Genomic DNA, 18,110 nt, shown 5'->3' with positions numbered 1-18,110 from the left:
ATGATTGCGATTACAGGTGCCAACGGCCAACTGGGTCAATTAGTGATTAACAGCCTGCTGCAGAAAACCGCAGCCGCTGACATCGTTGCGCTGGTGCGCAACCCGGACAATGCTCAGGCATTAAAAGATCTGGGTGTGGAAGTGCGCAAAGCCGACTACAACCAGCCAGAGACCTTAACCAGCGCGTTAGCGGGTGTTCACAAACTACTGTTGATTTCCGGCAGTGAAGTGGGTCAGCGGGTGCCACAACATACTGCAGTGATTGAAGCCGCAAAAGCGGCAGATGTAGAGCTGTTCGCTTACACCAGCATTCTCAAAGCAGATACCAACCCGATGATTCTGGCGCAGGAACATAAGGTGACTGAAGAGTTGATTCAGCAGTCCGGTTTACCGGCGGTGATTCTGCGTAATGGCTGGTACAGCGAGAATTACACCCAGAGTCTGCCGGTGGTATTAGAAACCGGTGTTGTTGCCGATGCTGCCGCTGACGGCCGTTTCTCAACCGCATCCCGTAAAGATTATGCCGAAGCCGCGGCGGTGGTATTAACCTCCAGCGAAAACCACGCGGGCAAAACCTACGAGCTGGCCGGTGATCAGAGCTTTACGCTGAGCGACTATGCCGCAGAGATTTCCCGCCAGAGCGGTAAACATATTCAATACAGCAATATGGCGCAGCAGGATTTCGCTGAGCTGTTGGTGCAGGTGGGTCTGCCAGAGGGCTTTGCCGCAGCACTGGCTGATTCCGGTGTGCAGGCGAGCAAGGGCTGGCTGGAAGATAACTCGGGTACGCTGGGGCGGTTAATTGGTCGTCCTACCGAAACTCTGGCTGAAGCCGTGGCGGCAGCACTTTAATCAGATCCCCTGAGTGCTTAACAGCGCCGAGGTTAACAGCGACCCGGCAGCGGGATAGATCAGGCGGAAGCGGGTTTCTGCCTGATCTTTTTGTTCATACAGCCAGTTCAGTACCAGCGCTGCTGGTAATAATAACCACAGATGTTGCCACTGAATCACCACAACACAGGCGATGGTCATCATCAGGTAAGCCGCCAGACTGCGGACGATTGCAGCGTTTGTCATCATTCTCTCCTGGAGAACGGAAGATTGCCCCGCAGGTTAAGAAAGTTATATGTCAGCATTATTGCAACCGGCTGTTTGTCAGCAATGGCTGAATCCCCCCTTGTTACCAGCGGGTAATAGCGCTACAAAGTCGCCTTTTTCCGAAGTATCACCATGTCTGCGTTAAAAGCTGCCGATCAACATGTGTTGCGCCTGATTTATCAGCTGCCGTTTCGTAAAACTCTGTTTATTCGTTTTCTGATATTTATTGGCGATGGCCCGGCCTGGATGCTGGTGTTATTGCTGCTGGCCATGATTGGTTGGGGTTTTAATCAAATGCTGATCTTCACCACCGCCAATCTGATGATGCTGGGGTTAACGATTGGCAACTTCAGTTTTGTTCCGTTTAAAAAACACGTGCCACGACGACGTCCTTACGCTAATCCGGAATTACAGCAGCGACTGGGCATTACCATTGTTAATCGCGATCCGGATCATGGCTCAAAAGAGCGCGAAAGCTTTCCATCAGGCCACGTTACCTGGACAACGATTTGCGTCACAATTTTATGTGCCCAGCTTGGCACTCCGGCGATATTCCTTCTGGCCTGGTTAATTCCGGCGATGGTATTGCTGCGACCTTATCTGGGAGTACATTACCCCAGCGATGTGATTGGTGGTTTGGTTCTGGGTGGCCTGGTTGCCACGGTTACTATGTTGTTTGATGAATCTGTGGCGGAATTAAGCCAGATGATTTATCAGGCTGGTTGGCCTGTGCGTCTGGCTTATTGGTTGTTTATTGCAGGCTTTTTGCTGGTGGGATTTAAATCCTGGTTAAAAAGGGTTTAGTCCTTTGCTGCAAAACAGGCGACACACTGCGCCTGAATAAATTGTGTGGTAGTGATCTGATGGTTTTCCGGAATTACCTGATCCACTAAGGATTTAATCATTCCCAGATAGGCGACATAAACCTGGCTGGCTTGTTGCCTTGCAGGTTTGGGTTTATAACCGGCTCGTTTAAATATTTCACAGAGCAGGTCTAAGCGGCGTTCAATTGCACGCTGATAAAACGGTTTGATTTCATCTTTATCCGGCTGTCCGGCGACTGCCAGAAATACACCTTTGTTGGTGTCATCATCAATTAACAGAGTCAGCAACTGCTCGAACAGTGGCTGTGGCTCCAGCTCTGCTTTCAGAAAATCTTGCTGATACTCCAGCTCAATATTCTCCCAGAACACCAGCAAATCATTGATCAACTGCTGTCGGTTACTGAAATGCCAGTAAAAGCTACCTTTGGTCACCCCCAGGCTTTTTGCTAATGGCTCTACTGCAACAGCCGCGAGTCCTTGCTTAGATAGTACCTGTAACGCGTGGTCCAGCCAGTCGTTAGCGGTGAGTTGTTTCGCTGATTTCTTCATATGGCCATTGTATCCATACGGTGGCGTATTGACAAAGATGTTTTCCATACGGTAGCGTATGGCTATCTTAATGTTAACGGAAAGGATGCCTTATGTACCCGCCAGCCTATCCTCATGACCCGATAACTCAGCTTTATCCCGGGGTGTATTTATTACATGGCAGCATTCGTATGGGGCCGGGTATGCGCCTTAACCGTAATATGCTGATTCTGCAGCAGGACGATGACATTACCCTGATCAACCCGGTGCGGATGAATGACGCAGAGTTGTTGCGGCTTGAATCAATGGGAACGGTCAAACGCATTATTCGCTTAGGCGACTTCCATGGCTTGGACGACCGCTTTTATCTGGATCGTTATCAGTGTGAATTCTGGTGTCAGGATGGACAAAGCAGTTATCCACTCCCTGAAGCAAGTGTGGTGATTGATAAAAATACTTCCGGGCCTGTCAGAGATTCACAGTTTTTTATTTTCCACACGGCTTTGTACCCGGAAGCAGCCCTGTTGTTAAAACAACATAAATTATTAATCACAACCGATGCGGTGCAGTTTTACGCGGGCTGGAGTTACACCTCAACATTCACTAAGTTTGCATTTAAGCTGCTTGGCTTTAAGCAAGGTATGAATATCGGGCCTCCTTGGTTAAAGCGGGTAACTCCCAAAGGTGAATCATTAAAAAATGATTTTAATGAGTTACTGGAGCTGGATTTCAATGCCTTAATTGCGGCGCACGGCAGCTTGATTGGCACAGATGCAAAACGGTTATTACAACAGGAAGTTAAACAAAAACTGGGCTAACAAAAGCTGATGCAGGTTGCTTGACTGTGGACAGTCAAACAACCTGTAACGTAAGAGCCAGGGTCACGATCAGAACCAAGACCAAGACCAAGACCAGAATCAGGACCAGTAATAAGCTACTTAATAAACCGCTGAATCGCCTGGTAAGCATTGTCCTGAAAGCGTTGGTTATTAATATCTGCAAACAATACGCCTTGCTCACCCAGTGGGCCGGTCAGGCCTTTTTTACTGGCGTAGAAACCACCACTTTTAAATTCGTTGTTAAATAAACCATCGACATAACGCTTCGCGCCGACTTCCACTTTATGCACTTTACCCAGCAGTAACATCAGCCGCATCATGCCTTTCATAACATACTGCTTCAGCGGTGACAGGGTGTTAAAACCTTCGGTGCCTGTGGTGGCGCCAGGACTCATGGTGATAAAACGAATCTGTGGATGCTGGCGTGCCATCGCAGACATCCACAGAGCCCCCATGTATTTAATCGGACCGTAGGGCACGGTGGCATCGTTGGTTTTACCGTAGAATTCACCATTGCAGATTGATGCAAACTCCTCGACAGAAGAGGTCTTCAGGTCAGGGCGTTTCATGCCCATTTCTTTGACGCCACGGGCCGCTTCTGAGCCAGCGTATAAGGCGACCTGAGTGAGCTTATTAGCCTTGATCAGTTCTTCAGTCAGCAATGTATGGCCTAACAGATTGACGGCAAAAATCTGAGTAACACCATCCTGGTTCAGCTGATTAAATTGTTTACCGCCTGTACCTCCGGCATTCATGATCAGTGCATCCACACTGTTTGGCAGTTGTTTAACGGCGTTTCTTACTGAGTCCAGGTCTGAGACATCCAGCAGCAGAATCTCGAATATCTGTTTACCTGTTAGTTGCTCCAGTTCGGCTTTTGCCAGCTGGGCTTTTTCTGCATTACGACAGCTAAGATAAATTTTGTTAATTCCCGGTTTGCTGGCCAGTTGGCGCGCCGACTCTTTACCCAGACCTGCGTTGGCACCTGTGATTAATACGGACTGAATCATAATAAAACCTTTAATTTATCGTGTGGCTGATTTGTGGTTTCAGAATAATCACAGGGTGATTTGGTTTTTTGATATTTTTTGCTGTATTGAGACGAGACTAGTGGAAAGAAGGAGGAGAGAAAGAATGGGAAGAGAAAGAAGCTGAAACAAAAAAAGCCTGATTTAACCAGGCTTTTTTTAGTATCAGAAATGGGGGACTGAACTGTTTATTTACGGGTAACCGGAATATTCAGATAAATCTTATTATTCGGGTCAGCATCGTTAAACCCAGCCGGCAACAATTCAAAGTCTGGCTTGTCGGCGTATTGGTAATCACTTTTTGGCAACCAGCTGCCCCAGATATAGCGCAAGGTATCTTCCAGTCGGGCAATTGGGCCTGTGTGGGTAAAGCGGGCATAGGTCTGGGCGTCCAGTTCGCGGGTAATCAGGCCGTCAGGTACATCATCAAAGTTTTCCACCTGTGCCGAGCAGATATACACAAACCGCGTATTGTCATCGTCTTCTTCATAGCATTCGTAAATACCGAAGAAATCGCTGCCGACCCGGTTTGGAATGCTGTCGCGGTAAGGGCGAAAGGCCGACCATAATTTCGGCAGACTCAGATCGCCATCGTCATATTGAGTCGCGATGCCGACAATTTTTATGGCTGGTTGCTCAACAATCTCCGGTTCCATGGTGATGCCGTGCTGCAGGAAGTCCATATCGTCTTCACTGAAAGGCTTTTTGTACAGCAGGCGAAACGGCTCATTTATTTTGCGGTATTGCGCCGGAGTCATATTAAACAGGGCTTTAAATGCCCGGGTAAAAGCTTCCTGTGAATCAAACTGACAGTCGATCGCCAGCTCCAGAATGCCAACGTCTTCGGTTAATAATCGTTTGGCTGCCAGCGTCAGTCGCCGTTTGCGCAAATATTCTTTGGGAGTATCGCCAACCAATGCCTTAAACACCCTGCTGTAGTGGTAGGTAGAATAGTGAGAAGCAGCGGCAATTTCATGAACACTGATTTTGTCGTACAGGTGTTGCTCGATGTATTCGATACTTTTAAAAAAGCGCTGCATCTTATTGTTCTCGTTTAATTATGGGGCTCGACATTAAGCGACGGATGTCTGCTGCGGGTTTGCTGTTTGTGGCTGAGAAACTTCCGGCAGAGATTTTTCTGCGTAATCTTTCAAACCTTGTAGCAGTTTGCCAAATGCCAGCGGGAATACCAGTCGCAGCAGTGGATAAAACGGATACGCGAACAGCTTGAGCTGAGGTGAAGCGATCCAGATAACTTCTGATTTGCCGTCACCGACGGAACGCACCGACATCTGCACATGATTTTGTTTGATTGGCACAATGGCCGGGTTGTTGACCGGCAGAACATCAAAACTCAGGCTGCGCTGTGCTTCACTGAAATGGGTGATGATCTCTTTCACTTTGGCGCCATTCGGATCATCGCTCAGATCGCACATCCGGCCAGCCATCGGCGCACCGGTATCACTCTGGCCCGGGTTAATGGCAACGGAATTCGGAATAGGTCCCATCCACAGATGCGCTTTATCGAACTGATGAGCAACCAGCTGCCATACCTGATCGGCTGGTTTATTGATGATGACGTTTTTGCGGATTTTCATAATAACTCCCGTGCCTGACGGCGTGTTTTGTTGTGATGGAGTTACTGTAAAAAATGATGGTGATTGGTTTTTGATATTTTTTGCTGTGTTGCACTGAAACAGCAGAAAGCCCTGATCAGGCTGAATGTACTTAATCGGGCAGGATGTAGTTAATCAGCTGCCGGTATCGTTACTGGCTGCTTATGATATTTTTTCAGCAGCTGTTGATAGGCCTGGGTTTGTTTAAACTTTTTCATTGCCGCAGCAAATCGTTCTGCCTGCTGATGTTGCTCCGGCGATTTACCAAACCCGAGGTAATTGGGGCGGCTGGAAAGAGGCGTGGGTAGCAGAATCAGATCTTTAAAACCGTCGGCGTGTTTTAACTCCTGATATTCCGCCATGCTTAACACAGCCATATCGATACGGCAGTTGCTCAGCAGCGCCAGCATCTGATCAACCCGGCTGATCACCAGTTTCTCCACCTGATCGCTGGTATCAAAGGTTTCGCCATAGCTGTAACCGCGCTGTACACCAATAATGGCACCTTTCAGTTCGGTAAAATCGCCCTGGTAATGTCTGGCGTAAAAGTTGTCTTTATTTGCCAGCAGATAATGCACGCTGTGGCTGATGATGTTGCCGGGCAGAAAGTCGACGTAATGGCTGCGTTCGGAGTTCTTCGAGATATAGGTGATGGCATCGGCTTTGCCATAGCGGATCATCTTCAGTGCGCGCGACCAGGGAACGCTCTGAAACTCCACCGGCTGGTTGATTTGTGCCGCCACCGCGTTAATCAGCTCAATATGAAAGCCGCTCAGTTGTCCATCCACGACAACTTCGTCCGGCGGATAGTCTTCATTACCACGCACTATCAACAGGCTGTTGTCGTCGGCATGGCTGAAAGAAGCCATCAGAGCGGCAATAAACAACGCCTTTGCGGTTAACAGGCAGACGAATCTGTGCATAAAGTAGTAATCGAACTGGTCAAAACCTTAAGTTTAGACGGATATCGGTTTCAGGTCTGGTATTGGCTGAAAATGACACTGAATCACGAAAACTAAGGGAGATGAAGGAAGAGATCAGTGAATCAGAAGCTCAGATTCAGCCCAAGATAACTGCTGCTTTCACCTTCGCGCCACTGCCAGCCGGTTTCCAGGTACTTGAGCCAGGTAATGCCGGCCTGCACTGAGCGATGGCCAGACAGATTGATCGTGCCGCCAACAAAGGCGCTGGAATAACTGCCGGGTAGCGGCAGCACCCAGTCGAGGCTGAGGTCGGTTTTAGCGTAATCATCCGGCAGTGATGATTTCCCCAGCGACGGGCTGTAGCTGAGGTAACTGCGCCAGAACAGGTCCGGGTCTTCATTGTGATAACCCGCACGGAAGCCATCCTGCTGGCGTAACGAGTGATTAAACCCCTGAACAAAATAAAACGCTTCCACCGGCAGGCTGAGGCAGAGGCACAGCAGGAACAGGGATGCTGGTTTAGTGCTGGTCATAACGATGCAGATAATCCATTAGCTGAGAAAAAGTTTCCGGGCTGAAACAGCGAATCCGGTTGGCTTCGAGCAACTCCACTGTCACACCCATGCCTGCAATCAGAGTACCGTTAAACTCGCCGTTGTAAATCTGTTGTGAGCCACAGGAAGGTGAACGCGCCGCCATCAGAGCAGCAACTACATGGTGTTGCTGCGCCAGTGCCAGTGTCTTTTCGGCACCCTGATAAAAGGCATCGCTGACGTCGTCACCGTCGCAGGTAATTACCCGGCCATCACGGATTTCAGCCGCCGGGCGTGGCGTTGGTAAACCGCCGGCGACTTCCGGGCAGGCAGCCACAATACGGCCCTGTTGTTGCCACTGTTGCAGCTGTTGCTGGAAGGCTTGCACCTTGCTGTCGTTGGCTTTGCCGTCATAACGTACCGGCTGCCCTAACAGGCAGGCGCTGACCAGAATTTTCCAGCTCATTGTTTCTGCGCCAGAAAATGAACATAACGGCCAAGACGGCGATAAGGTTCCAGCAGACCAAACTCAAGATCGCTTTGATTCACTTTATCCTGACCGATACGCTCGCGGATTTTCTGATGCATATGGTCGTGTACACAACGGATACCACGCCAGCGTTTCAGCTCAAAGCCCAGTTGTTCCAGGTGGTGCTGTATCTGATCCGGATCCAGCGGGTGTTGCGGCGCATTACCGGATTCGCGCAGATGCTGATTGGCAGAAGCGGGAGCATGGGTACGGCCGTTCATCAGCTGGCGCCATTGATGGCCATGCAGGTTATAAAACATCAGCGATAACCAGCCACCCGGTTTGACCCGGTCGGCCAGCAATTGCAGCGCTGCAAACGGCTGCTCCAGCCATTCCAGTACCGCATGATTTAAAACCACATCGTATTGCTGCGGGAATGCTTCGGCGCATTGCTGCAGGCCACAGTGTTTGCTGATCAGCGGTAACTGTTCTGCAGCAAACTGATCACGCGCCAGTGCCAGCATTTCTTCGGAAATATCACACAGGCTGACGTGGGCCTGCTGTTGCGCCAGATACAGGCTGAACTGCCCCTGGCCACCACCAATATCCAGTACCTGACGATTTGGCAGATCAATATTCAGGTCGGAGAAATCCTGACGTAACGCTGCCAGGCGCAGCTGGCCTCTAGGAGTCGCGTAAATGGTGCGGCTGAAGCGCTGTGCCAGATCATCAAAATTACGATCTTGTTGTAATTCATTACTGGCAGGTGGTGCCTGATATTTTGCCATGGTGGCCGGATCTTTTTTGCTCATAAACGCCATTGTACCAGAGGGCATTCGGCAAAAAGCGCCAGGGTAATGCCATCAATGTGTCTTTACTGAAGTGATATAACACAAAGTTAAACAAATTTACGCGCGAATCATTAGGGAGCTGCTAGACTCAAGGCTATCTTTCGCCCAAAGGAATTCGTCAGTTTATGAGCGAAGCGCTTTCATCGCAGCCTTCTGACAAGCAACAAGCTGATAATAAACGCCCGCACGGTAACCAGTGTCCGGCCGGTGACAATTGTGCTTATTATGAGGAAGTGATCAGCTTACGAACCGAAGTCATCACTGATCCGCTTACCCGGCTCTACAACGTTCGCTACTTTCGTCAGGCTCTGGAACAGGAGCTGGAACGCACCCGCCGTACGCTGATTTCCAGCGCCATTATGATGATCGACCTCGATCACTTTAAGCAGATTAACGACACCCACGGCCATGAAGTCGGCAACCTGGTGTTAAAACAAACCGCCCGTCTGATTCGTGATACCACCCGCAAGCTGGATATTCAGTGTCGTTACGGCGGCGAAGAATTTGTGGTGATTTTACCCACCACCGAATTGATGCTGGCGGCCCATGTGGCAGAACGTCTGCGTGAAAGTATTGAATCAACGCCGGTATTCCTTGCCGACGATAACTACATCAGCGTTACAGCCAGTATTGGCCTGGCTCTGCACAGCGCTGATGCTCCCCTGACGGCAACGGAATTAATTAACACCGCTGATGAACAGCTGTACCGGGCGAAGGAACAGGGTCGTAATCAGGTGTGTTATCCACGGGTGGAAGTTCCGGATACTCAGGTTTCCGGCGACGAGAAAGACGCACTTGGTTCTATGTTTGGTGGTCACGAAGACGCTGAAAGCTCAGGTGACGATGACTCCCAGGCCTGGGCAGAAAGCGAAATGATTAACGCCGGATTTTCCGGTGTCGACACCGATGATCATGAGGATGATTTTATTGGTGATGATGATGGCGAGCAGTGGATGCAATAACTGACGGTAGAGATGTTATGCGGTATCTGACAGTCCTGATTGCACTACTGAGTCTGGCGACCGCCAGCGCAGCACAGCCGAAACCGATGCAGATCTGCACACTCGAGCACTGGCCACCTTTTGTTGATCAGAGTGTGTTAAAAAGCGGTTTTGCCGTACAGGTGGTCGATGAAGCACTGCAGCTGGCCGGTATCTCGTTTCAGCGCAACTACGTGCCCTGGGCGCGGGCGATGGAAGAAACCCGCAGCGGCAACTGTGACGTAATTTCTGAATTATATTTTGATCCGGAGCGTAAACACTGGGCTGACTTCAGTGATGCTTACGGCGATTTATCCATGACGCTGTTTGCCCGCAGTGACCGCAATCTCCGTTATCAACAACTCAGCGATCTGACTCAATACCGTGTTGGTTTATTACGTGGCGCGAATATTTCGCCGGAATTTCATCGTACCGAAGGCATGCAGCTGGTGCCGCTGAAGTCGGTTAAGCAGGGTCTGAAGCTGGTGTATTCTGGTCGCATCGATGCTTTTGTCACCGGCGAAAAAGCCATCCGTTATGCCATGTATAAATTGCAAAACGAATTGCCGGAAATTTCCAACGTACTGGTGCCGGTCTACCCGGCGATCCACACTAACGAGTTGTTCCTCGGCTTTAACAAACTGGGCAGCAACAATCAGGAATGGCGCCAGCGTTTTAATAAAGCGTTGCAACAGCTGAAGGCATCCGGCCGTTATCAGCAAATCCTGCAGGAACAACACCTGGTCTTTAAATAGCGCTCTGCTATTTCTGTTTTGCCAGCCAGCGATCCAGTGAGTTAGCGAAACTTTGTTTATCGCGATCTGAAAACGGTGCCGGGCCACCACTCTGAATGCCACTGGAGCGCATCGTCTCCATAAAATCACGCATGTTCAGTTTCTGGCGAATGGTTTCTGGTGAATAGGGTTCGCCACGGTTATTAATGGCTTCTACCTGATTTTCCATTACCTCAGCCGCCAGAGGAATATCCTGGGTGATGACCAGATCTGACTGGCCTGCCTGCTGCACAATAAAATTGTCGGCGACATCGAACCCGGCTTCGACCTGTATACATTTGATAAACGGCGACGGTGGCAGCGGAATCACGTGGTTGGCAACAAAGCGGGTAGTGGTTTCGGTGCGAATCGCAGCACGACAGATAATTTCCCGGACAGCTTTCGGCGTCGCATCTGCATCAACCCAGATGGTGGTCATAGTGGTGCCTGTTTCAATTAAGGATGCGCGGCAATGTACCTGACGGCAGCGCGGCTGTCACAGTCTGGCGCGAATTCACCCGCAATTTTTGTCCTGATACCACCTGTGCTTTTACTGGCGCCGGGAGCATAGTGCGCAACAATTAAAGAACAATAAATCCGAACCTGAAGAACAATAAGTCCGAGGACGTAACCATGGCTCACACATCTGATCTGGGTGGTAAGGTCGACATCAAACCACGTCGTATGTCGTTCCCATTTAAAAACATGCGTGATCGTTTTTTCTATAAAGGCAATTCGGTGATCTCTGCGTTTGGTGCAGCGTTATCGTCTACCTTTCCGCCGGGTGAAGCTGAATTTATTGCTTCGGTGCGTTTATATCGCGACAAAGTAAAAGACGAGCAACTGTTACAACAGATCCGTGGTTTTATTGGTCAGGAAGGTCATCACAGTCATCAGCATAAACGAGCCAATCAGGTACTGACCGATTTAGGTCTGGATGCGGTGCGACTGGAAAAACACCTGGAAAAAGACATTAAGAAATACATCGGCCGCAAACACGTGACGCCGAAATTCCGCTTAGCGATGACGGTGGGCATGGAACATATCACCGCAATTATGGCGGAGTTTATTCTGAATAATCCGGAAGTTCTGGAGCCGATGGAAGAGTCGGCGCGTGAACTGCTCTACTGGCACGCCGTGGAAGAGATTGAACACAAAGCCGTCGCGTTTGATGTGTTTATGTTGTGTGAAAACGACCAGAAATACCTGCGCCGTGTTTTACGTCTGGTAACGGCGATGTTCACCATCCGGATTTTCTTCTACATGATTGCTTTGTTGTGGTGGTCACGCAGCATGCCAAGCTGGCAGGAATTAAAAGGTTTCTACCGCTTTATGTGGGGCAATAAAGGTGTGATTACCAATATCCGTAAGCCTTACCGCGATTACTTTAAAGAAGGTTTCCATCCTTGGGATCATGCCAACCAGGAGCTGGTGGATAAATGGAAAAATGAAATGTACCGCCCGGAACATGATCTGGGTGTTCAGAAAGCTCAGGAAAAAGCCGGTGCTGACAACCCGCACGGCGATAACCAGAACGACGGCGATCTGAAGGGTGCATTAGCCTGAGATTAGTACCGAACATTTTACTGAATTGACTTAGAGTGCTATGTCACGTTCGCCGGGATTTATCCCGGCTTTTTTATGCCTGGAATATGGGCGTCTGGGCTTTAGGTGTTTGGAATAGAGGGGCTGGTGTTTGGATTGAGCTGTTGTTGTCAGTGCAAGGTGATCATCAGATAAAAAAACACCGCCTTGGTGCTTCCTTCCCGGAAGCAGGCGGTGAACCAGAGGGTGCAGTTTTAATCTTTTATGCTGTTTATTACTCGCCTATGTATACCCGGTTGGAGTTGTAGTTTTTGGTGTACCAGTCGGTCGAGGTTAAGCCGCCACTCTCTGCCCATTGGCGATAATCGTTGTATACATTAACAATGTTGTCGCCGGAGGTTGGGTGCAGCCAGCTGTATGGCATGTTCAGTGCCCATGGCAGATTGGTCGCCGTTTCATAGGTTTTGCTGAAGTCGAATAAATTCGAGTCGTCGTCGCCACTGCCGAAGCGGTTCTGGTCAGCCCGGGCGGACGGACGATGGTTTGGCAGGTGCACTTCACGGCCACGGTCGAAGGTCGCAAAAATATACGGATTGTACGGTGCGTTGCCGGTCTGGCTGCGGGTTTTCGCCGCATCAAAAGTAATGCTCAATGTTGCCGGTATTTCCGGGCTGGTCGGACAGTCGGAGTCGGTATTGTAGAACTGACATCCAGCCGGTGTTGGCATCAGAGTTTCAGTGTTTTCCACCACCACAAAGTTGAGGTGCGAGCTTTGCTCATCACTGACGATGGTTTCGCTGTCGCCACCATTAACTGTGCGACTGGCGGTGTAATTGGTGGTTGCCAGAATATTATTCAGCGCCATGGCAAAACCGTTGGCACGTGATGCACCCCGGGCGGTAAAGGTGTAATCAACGTTAATGTCTTTAATACGGCCTAAGCTATTACGGGTTTCTTTGTAGCGGTATTTCACCACCAGATCGTTTAAATCGTAATCGCCTTCTACCGGCCAGTTATCTTCGAATGCCAGGGTTCCCTGACCTTCTTCACTGGGATAATAAACATCAAAGGCACGTTCGCTGTCGTTGGGGTAATCGTCGTTAGCATCCAGAACACCGTCGCCATCGGTATCCAGATTTTCAGGAAGAATGGTCATATTGGTATTGTCGATGGCGGTAGACGGATTGGCCGACACCATAAAAATCACGTCGTTAAAGTCGTGGTCACAACCGGCGTTGGTGCGCAGAATATCTTCCAGGCCCAATACGATGTTGCCGCTTTCATCGTCGTACAGCATCACGGTGTGGGCTTTTAATTCATCGTCATTTTCGGCATTTAAATCTTTAACTGTGTAGAACACCCAGTCATCACTTTGCCACGGTTTAATACCGTAGTTAGGATAAAAGCCGTTCGCTATGACGAAGAAACCAATTTTAGTACCGGCCGTGTGGGTACCCAGACTGACGGTATCACCAACGCGCATACCGTTGCTGTCGCCGCCGCTGTTGAAGAAAGAAGCGTTAGGAATTAACACAATTTCGTTAATGTCATCGCGGCTGGTGGGCTCGTCACCGGTGTAAGTAAAATAACCAAAACCGTTACGGTAGCCTGCACCTTCATGTAAAAAGGTGACAAAAACTTCACCGGTCTCTTTGACCGTAATGTTCGCCCCGGCATCGTTGGTGATGTAATCCGGATTGGTCAGAGTAACGTTACGGCTTTCTGGCAATGCGGTGGATATTTTATTTAATAAATCCGATGACACAGCCACGTCATCCGCCATGCTTAACGGAATACCGCCATAACTGTAATTGCTGTTGTAGTCACCCAGTGCATACGTCCAGGCCTGACTGTTAGTTGCTGTCAGCGACAGGCTGGCCGCTAATAATGCCGGGCATAATTGTTTTGCAGATGGTTTAAACATGGTCATGGCCAACCTCACTTAAATTCGTGGAAAATGGTGTCGGTATTTATTTCCAGCTCGGCGACGTTATGAATGCCAAGCTGAGATACCTGAACTTTTAAATGAGTCAGATGGCCTGGCAGGCGAATCTGCTGTTCGAAAAAACCCTGACTATCGGTTTGACCACGACTGATTAAATCCGGTAACGGTGCCGCCGCCGGTGTTGCCTGGTCCGCTTCCGACAGTTTGAAATTGTCAGGCTGGTAAACCTGAACGCCCACCTGTTTTCCCGGGTTACCGTTGTGGTCAAGTACCTGAACCCGCAACGTGATATCGCGGTTCATGTTGTAATCAAAGCCGTCAGGCACCACCAATGGCTTGGTTTGCTGGGTGGCGTTTTTATCAGTGGCATCCGATTTAGCGGAATCTTCACCACAGCCGCTAAGTAATAAAGCAGCGCTGCAAATCAGTAGGGGAGCGTTTCTGAATTTCACAACCAATCTCCGACGAGGAACTCTGTTGTGGTTTTTGCAGGCTTCGTACCAGTTTTTTAAGTCGCTGATTTATAAGGGAAAGGAGAGATTTTCAGGCGTTGTGTAGCAATTTTGAGATTGCATTCTGCAATTGCAGCGGCGCTGTCTGCAGAATGCAAAGGAAGAATCAGGCGGGGACAATATCCAGCGCACTGACCAGCTCATGTGCGCGTTCGGCCAGTTCTACACCACGGTCGGTTAAATAGCCGCCGTCGGTTTGAGTCGTCAGACCTTTATCAAATAAACGTTTGGCCGCAGCAACCATTTCCGGTGCGGCGTCGTGATGCACTTTAATACCGGTTTGCATACTGGAGTGACGATCAAACTTCACCAGCAGGTTCAGTTCATCAACAATGTCAGCGCGATAGGGCATAGCAACTTCCTTTTTTAGTGGGAATATCCAGACTACTCCGGCCTGCCCGGTGCAGCAACGAAAAAGCGGGCCAGCAAGGCATAAAAAAAGCCGGTTATGACTCAGGTCATAACCGGCTTTTTTATTCAGGTTTTAACGGGTTGTTTAATGAACCACCCAGGTACCTTCATTGCTGCGGTCAGAAGCGTTCAGCCAAACGTGAGTGATACCACCTTTCGCCGCTTTCAGCGCTTCGTTATCTTTGCTGTTGGTTGGTGCCGCAAACTTATAGTTGCCTAACTGGGCACAAGCCTGAGCGCCGCCGGTCCACTGACCTTTATAGGTAGAGATGTTCCAGCTGCCGTCAGAATTGCTCTTACAGGCGAAGTGATGGCTTGAACCACAACCTGCGTCATCCCAGCGACCATTGCCCCACTGAACAGCACAGTCCTGATTGCCGCCCCAGTTGTTCGGCTCATTTCTGTCCCATGACCAGATAGCGGCTTCGATGCGGCCATCGTTATAGGTCATATCATCCAGATTGACGATGTTGCCGCCGTTCTTAAACGCCTGAGTAACATCCGCTGCTTCAATCTTTTTCACTTTACCGCCGGTGAAGAAGGCACCAATAGCACCTACCGCTGTACGGTCTTCCCAGATACGGTCGATTTTGCCTAAGCCGGTGAAGGCCAGATTTTTCATGCCGGTGTTACCGGAACAGCCGCCGTCTTTCCACAGCACAATCTGTTTACCAGCAGCACGCACCTGCGCTTTGGTCAGGCTGTCGGGAATGTTTTTACAGCCGTTAGAGGCGTAAATTTTGCCGGACAGTTTATCGTTAATAACGTTTAACAGTTCCTGATGATGGCCATCGGTGTGATCTTCAAAATACAGAATAATCACTTCATTCGGGTTTTCGTTCAGCCAGTTACGTACTTCCTGCAGACCGTCTTTTACGAAACGATCTGTCAGGCTACAACCAACGTGCAGGTCACCAACGGATTTACCAATACCGGAGTGACACAGCAGCAGATCCGGACCCCATTCCCAGAACTTGGCACCGTGGGTTTGTGCTGTCCAGTGAGCATCCAGTTCGATAAAACGTGCGCCTAAACGCAGCTGGTCGTAGATCGAATGTTTCTGTTGTGGATCCAGATAACGTGTGGCGTTGCGATACGCTTCCGAGTTATAGGTGTTGTGGGAACCGAGAATGTTGTTGTCGATCATCGGGCTGTTCACATCCAGATTACGCTGATGTGCCAGTGCTTTACCGGCCCAGCTGTTCTGGAAATCTTTGATCGGATCCGGTGGTGGCGCAGAAGGCTTGGAGCTCATGGCGAAACCGGAAGCAGAGGCCAGCAGACCTGCCGCAATTGCGATGGACTTAGTCAGATTCATGAAATTATCCTGTAGTGGCTATGCCGTGGATCGGCTTATTATTATTGTTATTATTAATTTTTATTAGTGCCTGTTAAGGTAACTGCACGTTCGTTTTACCCGATGGCAGGAATGTGAGTAAAGTCGCACTTTTGTATTGGCTCGAAAAGTTCACCGATTGATTCAGAATCTGACTTAATGGCTCATAAAACCCGGAAATTGCGACAAAACTGAGTTTTGAGTTAGTTACAAAACAAAAAAAAGCCTGCAATTGCAGGCTTTTTTGTGGTCACCGGAAAGTGATCAGTTCGCTTCGGCCGTGGTCTGACCTGGAACAATGATCGAAGCTTCCGGCTGGCTCTGTACCACTGGCTGCTGTGCAGCAGGCTGTGGTGCCGGTTGCGGCTGGCTGGCCGGAGCCTGTTGAGCCGCAGGTTGTTGTACTGTTGGTTGTTGTACTGCGGTCTGCTGCACAACTGGCTGTTGAGCTGCAGGCTGCTGAGTTGGAGCAGGCTGAGGTGCTGCTGCGGTTTGCTCGGTAACTTGTTCTGCAACCTGCGGCTGTTGTTGAACAGAGGGCTGGGCAACGGGCTGAACTGCTGGTTGTTGTACAACTGGCTGAGCGACAGGCTGCTGAGCAATCGGTTGTTGAGCTGGAGTAACCTGAGTTGCTACGGGCGTTTGTTGCGGAGCACTAACCGGCTGCTGCGCCACGGCTGGCTGTTGTAATTGAGCTGGTGCTGGTGCCGGTACAACAGCTGGTTGCTGCGCAGCGGTCGCTGCCGGAACCTGGCCATTGGCTGCCGTTTGGGCAGGCTGGTTTACGGTAATAGAGATATTGGCCGGTTGCTGAGTGGCTGACTTTTCCAGTTCCAGCTGGGCTTTCTCTGCGGCGGCTTTTTCATTAGCGGCAATCTGATCGTTGGTGATCTGCTCAATCTGAGCATTCAGGTTAGCGATCTGTTGTTTGTATTGCGCGGCAACTCGGGCGTTCTGTTCTTCGGCAAATTGCTTCAGTGCCAGGGTCTGATCCTGCAGCGACATATGACGCACATCGTCGGCTTTAATAGCACTGCCAATCTGACCGAGATAATCTTCAAACTGCAGCGCGACCGTTTCTGCCTGGGCCTTGTTCATGCTCACCAGGGTGGCAACTTCACGTCCGATAAACAGCGCGTGCTGGGCCGCACGTAAAGCGTCTTTACCGGTTTTTTCCACCAGTTCGCGGTCGGTGTAGCTCTGGCGAATAATGCGCTCGGCGTTCTGCACCAGGTTCTCGGCGTATTCGAAGGTTTTGGTGGCGTTGGAGTCGGCGTCTTCTTTTTCCGCTTTATCCAGTGTCTTTTTGGCTGGCTGCCAGTGTTGAGTCAGCATGACGTCCAGTTCGATCGCCTGCAGGTCTTTTAATACGGCTTCTGAGTCTTTTGCGGCTTTGGCTTCATCACCGGTTTCGATCAGGCTGATCAGCTCTTTAAAGTCATCCATCGCCGTCTTGTATTCACCTGGCAACACGTTGTTGGCTTTAATCTCATCCAGTGTGGCTTTTTGCTGAATCAGGGCCGGTAGTTGGCCTTCGGCTTTTTGTTTGTTCTGCAGGCCACCTTCGTACAGGGTAACGACTTTGGCCGACACCTTAACGGTTTCTGTGGTTTTGCCTTCCAGCTCCAGTGCACGGGCCTGTTTTAACGCGTCGCGCAGTTGTTCCATATGTAATGGTGCGTAGAAATCCAGCTCGGCATCTTTGGCGCTTTTGTAAGCTTGTTCGGCGTTATCTAAGGCTTTTTCGCTGTCACCGGCAAACTGTTCAGCTTTGGCGGTTGCCAGTGAATCGAAGGCATCCTGATTGGCGAGTTTTTTACTGGCACAGCCGGTGGTTGCCAGTGTTGCAGCTAACATCGCTGCAAGCAGAAAATTATGGCGGAACATATCAAATCCCTG

General features: G+C 49.9%; 21 protein-coding genes. 6 read left to right on the top strand and 15 right to left on the bottom strand.

All coding sequences use genetic code 11. The annotated features are described in order from the left end of the window. Complete coding sequence (locus ACOQOZ_RS11650; RefSeq protein ID WP_420588338.1) at window positions 1–852, top strand: SDR family oxidoreductase; 852 nt, start codon at window positions 1–3, stop codon at window positions 850–852. Here ACOQOZ_RS11650 and ACOQOZ_RS11645 read toward each other — a convergent pair whose 3' ends face one another. Then, the gene (locus tag ACOQOZ_RS11645; protein WP_420588337.1) at window positions 853–1,080 is read right to left on the bottom strand and encodes a hypothetical protein; all 228 of its coding nucleotides are present in this window, start codon (window positions 1,078–1,080) and stop codon (window positions 853–855) included. It abuts the gene before it with no gap. Window positions 1,081–1,230: 150 nt separating this feature from the next. On the opposite strand from ACOQOZ_RS11645, the gene ACOQOZ_RS11640 reads away from it, so the two are divergent. Next, complete coding sequence (locus tag ACOQOZ_RS11640; protein WP_420588336.1) at window positions 1,231–1,902, top strand: phosphatase PAP2 family protein; 672 nt, start codon at window positions 1,231–1,233, stop codon at window positions 1,900–1,902. Here the strand turns inward: ACOQOZ_RS11640 and ACOQOZ_RS11635 are convergent. Beyond that, on the bottom strand, window positions 1,899–2,519 hold the full coding sequence (locus tag ACOQOZ_RS11635) for a TetR/AcrR family transcriptional regulator (protein ID WP_420588335.1): 621 nt from the start codon (window positions 2,517–2,519) through the stop codon (window positions 1,899–1,901). The two genes, ACOQOZ_RS11640 and ACOQOZ_RS11635, sit on opposite strands and share 4 nt — an antisense overlap. Window positions 2,520–2,563: 44 nt before the next feature. On the opposite strand from ACOQOZ_RS11635, the gene ACOQOZ_RS11630 reads away from it, so the two are divergent. Continuing rightward, window positions 2,564–3,268 (top strand): hypothetical protein, encoded by a 705-nt coding sequence (locus tag ACOQOZ_RS11630; RefSeq protein WP_420588334.1) that lies wholly within the window; start codon window positions 2,564–2,566, stop codon window positions 3,266–3,268. 116 nt (window positions 3,269–3,384) lie between these two features. On the opposite strand, the gene ACOQOZ_RS11625 is transcribed toward ACOQOZ_RS11630, so the two are convergent. The 7 genes from ACOQOZ_RS11625 to ACOQOZ_RS11595 form a co-directional block, all read right to left on the bottom strand. Then, window positions 3,385–4,299, bottom strand: a complete 915-nt coding sequence (locus ACOQOZ_RS11625; protein WP_420588333.1) for an SDR family NAD(P)-dependent oxidoreductase — start codon at window positions 4,297–4,299, stop codon at window positions 3,385–3,387. 206 nt (window positions 4,300–4,505) lie between these two features. Further along, on the bottom strand, window positions 4,506–5,357 hold the full coding sequence (locus ACOQOZ_RS11620; protein ID WP_420588332.1) for an AraC family transcriptional regulator: 852 nt from the start codon (window positions 5,355–5,357) through the stop codon (window positions 4,506–4,508). A 33-nt stretch (window positions 5,358–5,390) separates the two neighbouring features. Beyond that, window positions 5,391–5,915: an SRPBCC family protein gene (locus ACOQOZ_RS11615; RefSeq protein WP_420588331.1), complete on the bottom strand. Its 525-nt coding sequence runs from the start codon at window positions 5,913–5,915 to the stop codon at window positions 5,391–5,393. Window positions 5,916–6,064: 149 nt separating this feature from the next. Next, window positions 6,065–6,856, bottom strand: a complete 792-nt coding sequence (locus ACOQOZ_RS11610) for a substrate-binding periplasmic protein (RefSeq protein WP_420588330.1) — start codon at window positions 6,854–6,856, stop codon at window positions 6,065–6,067. 122 nt (window positions 6,857–6,978) lie between these two features. Continuing rightward, on the bottom strand, window positions 6,979–7,389 hold the full coding sequence (locus ACOQOZ_RS11605; protein ID WP_420588329.1) for a hypothetical protein: 411 nt from the start codon (window positions 7,387–7,389) through the stop codon (window positions 6,979–6,981). After that, window positions 7,376–7,855 carry a DUF523 domain-containing protein gene (locus ACOQOZ_RS11600; RefSeq protein ID WP_420588328.1) on the bottom strand — a complete coding sequence of 160 codons (480 nt, stop codon included), beginning with the start codon at window positions 7,853–7,855 and terminating at the stop codon, window positions 7,376–7,378. Before ACOQOZ_RS11600 ends, ACOQOZ_RS11605 begins: the two co-directional genes overlap by 14 nt. Then, a complete protein-coding gene (locus ACOQOZ_RS11595) occupies window positions 7,852–8,694 on the bottom strand; it encodes a methyltransferase domain-containing protein (protein ID WP_420588327.1) in 843 nt (280 codons plus the stop codon). Before ACOQOZ_RS11595 ends, ACOQOZ_RS11600 begins: the two co-directional genes overlap by 4 nt. 140 nt (window positions 8,695–8,834) lie before the next feature. Between ACOQOZ_RS11595 and ACOQOZ_RS11590 the strand changes: the two genes are divergently transcribed. After that, on the top strand, window positions 8,835–9,671 hold the full coding sequence (locus ACOQOZ_RS11590) for a diguanylate cyclase (RefSeq protein ID WP_420588326.1): 837 nt from the start codon (window positions 8,835–8,837) through the stop codon (window positions 9,669–9,671). A 17-nt stretch (window positions 9,672–9,688) separates the two neighbouring features. Then, window positions 9,689–10,444: a substrate-binding periplasmic protein gene (locus ACOQOZ_RS11585; protein WP_420588325.1), complete on the top strand. Its 756-nt coding sequence runs from the start codon at window positions 9,689–9,691 to the stop codon at window positions 10,442–10,444. A 7-nt stretch (window positions 10,445–10,451) separates the two neighbouring features. Here the strand turns inward: ACOQOZ_RS11585 and ACOQOZ_RS11580 are convergent, their stop codons facing one another. Further along, complete coding sequence (locus ACOQOZ_RS11580) at window positions 10,452–10,901, bottom strand: YaiI/YqxD family protein (protein ID WP_420588324.1); 450 nt, start codon at window positions 10,899–10,901, stop codon at window positions 10,452–10,454. 194 nt (window positions 10,902–11,095) lie between these two features. Here ACOQOZ_RS11580 and ACOQOZ_RS11575 point away from each other — a divergent pair, with 194 nt between their 5' ends. Next, complete coding sequence (locus ACOQOZ_RS11575; protein WP_420588323.1) at window positions 11,096–12,028, top strand: metal-dependent hydrolase; 933 nt, start codon at window positions 11,096–11,098, stop codon at window positions 12,026–12,028. A 253-nt stretch (window positions 12,029–12,281) separates the two neighbouring features. Here ACOQOZ_RS11575 and ACOQOZ_RS11570 read toward each other — a convergent pair whose 3' ends face one another. From ACOQOZ_RS11570 to ACOQOZ_RS11550, 5 genes are all read right to left on the bottom strand, one after another. Then, entirely contained in the window at window positions 12,282–13,937 is a 1,656-nt protein-coding gene (locus tag ACOQOZ_RS11570) for an LruC domain-containing protein (protein WP_420588322.1), read from the bottom strand. A gap of 8 nt (window positions 13,938–13,945) precedes the next feature. Then, window positions 13,946–14,404, bottom strand: coding sequence for a hypothetical protein (locus ACOQOZ_RS11565; protein WP_420588321.1), 459 nt, complete (start codon window positions 14,402–14,404; stop codon window positions 13,946–13,948). 166 nt (window positions 14,405–14,570) lie between these two features. Continuing rightward, entirely contained in the window at window positions 14,571–14,816 is a 246-nt protein-coding gene (locus tag ACOQOZ_RS11560; RefSeq protein ID WP_420588320.1) for a TIGR02647 family protein, read from the bottom strand. Window positions 14,817–14,960: 144 nt separating this feature from the next. Continuing rightward, entirely contained in the window at window positions 14,961–16,193 is a 1,233-nt protein-coding gene (locus tag ACOQOZ_RS11555; protein ID WP_420588319.1) for a phosphatidylinositol-specific phospholipase C domain-containing protein, read from the bottom strand. A 282-nt stretch (window positions 16,194–16,475) separates the two neighbouring features. Next, a complete protein-coding gene (locus ACOQOZ_RS11550) occupies window positions 16,476–18,098 on the bottom strand; it encodes a hypothetical protein (RefSeq protein ID WP_420588318.1) in 1,623 nt (540 codons plus the stop codon). Window positions 18,099–18,110: the final 12 nt, after the last annotated feature.

Origin of the sequence: Bacterioplanoides sp. (assembly GCF_965219715.1) — a bacterium.
Classification (GTDB): Bacteria; Pseudomonadota; Gammaproteobacteria; order Pseudomonadales; family Oceanobacteraceae; genus Bacterioplanoides.
The sequence above is the reverse complement of the archived record's forward strand: the minus strand, read 5'-3'. Positions and strand labels throughout refer to the sequence as shown.

What these genes read in the sequence shown, in the direction of transcription:
- ACOQOZ_RS11650 (WP_420588338.1), top strand. Translation starts at nt 1, where the DNA reads ATGATTGCGATTACAGGTGCCAACGGCCAACTGGGTCAATTAGTGATT.
- ACOQOZ_RS11645 (WP_420588337.1), bottom strand. Translation starts at nt 1,080, where the DNA reads ATGATGACAAACGCTGCAATCGTCCGCAGTCTGGCGGCTTACCTGATG.
- ACOQOZ_RS11640 (WP_420588336.1), top strand. Translation starts at nt 1,231, where the DNA reads ATGTCTGCGTTAAAAGCTGCCGATCAACATGTGTTGCGCCTGATTTAT.
- ACOQOZ_RS11635 (WP_420588335.1), bottom strand. Translation starts at nt 2,519, where the DNA reads ATGGAAAACATCTTTGTCAATACGCCACCGTATGGATACAATGGCCAT.
- ACOQOZ_RS11630 (WP_420588334.1), top strand. Translation starts at nt 2,564, where the DNA reads ATGTACCCGCCAGCCTATCCTCATGACCCGATAACTCAGCTTTATCCC.
- ACOQOZ_RS11625 (WP_420588333.1), bottom strand. Translation starts at nt 4,299, where the DNA reads ATGATTCAGTCCGTATTAATCACAGGTGCCAACGCAGGTCTGGGTAAA.
- ACOQOZ_RS11620 (WP_420588332.1), bottom strand. Translation starts at nt 5,357, where the DNA reads ATGCAGCGCTTTTTTAAAAGTATCGAATACATCGAGCAACACCTGTAC.
- ACOQOZ_RS11615 (WP_420588331.1), bottom strand. Translation starts at nt 5,915, where the DNA reads ATGAAAATCCGCAAAAACGTCATCATCAATAAACCAGCCGATCAGGTA.
- ACOQOZ_RS11610 (WP_420588330.1), bottom strand. Translation starts at nt 6,856, where the DNA reads ATGCACAGATTCGTCTGCCTGTTAACCGCAAAGGCGTTGTTTATTGCC.
- ACOQOZ_RS11605 (WP_420588329.1), bottom strand. Translation starts at nt 7,389, where the DNA reads ATGACCAGCACTAAACCAGCATCCCTGTTCCTGCTGTGCCTCTGCCTC.
- ACOQOZ_RS11600 (WP_420588328.1), bottom strand. Translation starts at nt 7,855, where the DNA reads ATGAGCTGGAAAATTCTGGTCAGCGCCTGCCTGTTAGGGCAGCCGGTA.
- ACOQOZ_RS11595 (WP_420588327.1), bottom strand. Translation starts at nt 8,694, where the DNA reads ATGCCCTCTGGTACAATGGCGTTTATGAGCAAAAAAGATCCGGCCACC.
- ACOQOZ_RS11590 (WP_420588326.1), top strand. Translation starts at nt 8,835, where the DNA reads ATGAGCGAAGCGCTTTCATCGCAGCCTTCTGACAAGCAACAAGCTGAT.
- ACOQOZ_RS11585 (WP_420588325.1), top strand. Translation starts at nt 9,689, where the DNA reads ATGCGGTATCTGACAGTCCTGATTGCACTACTGAGTCTGGCGACCGCC.
- ACOQOZ_RS11580 (WP_420588324.1), bottom strand. Translation starts at nt 10,901, where the DNA reads ATGACCACCATCTGGGTTGATGCAGATGCGACGCCGAAAGCTGTCCGG.
- ACOQOZ_RS11575 (WP_420588323.1), top strand. Translation starts at nt 11,096, where the DNA reads ATGGCTCACACATCTGATCTGGGTGGTAAGGTCGACATCAAACCACGT.
- ACOQOZ_RS11570 (WP_420588322.1), bottom strand. Translation starts at nt 13,937, where the DNA reads ATGACCATGTTTAAACCATCTGCAAAACAATTATGCCCGGCATTATTA.
- ACOQOZ_RS11560 (WP_420588320.1), bottom strand. Translation starts at nt 14,816, where the DNA reads ATGCCCTATCGCGCTGACATTGTTGATGAACTGAACCTGCTGGTGAAG.
- ACOQOZ_RS11555 (WP_420588319.1), bottom strand. Translation starts at nt 16,193, where the DNA reads ATGAATCTGACTAAGTCCATCGCAATTGCGGCAGGTCTGCTGGCCTCT.
- ACOQOZ_RS11550 (WP_420588318.1), bottom strand. Translation starts at nt 18,098, where the DNA reads ATGTTCCGCCATAATTTTCTGCTTGCAGCGATGTTAGCTGCAACACTG.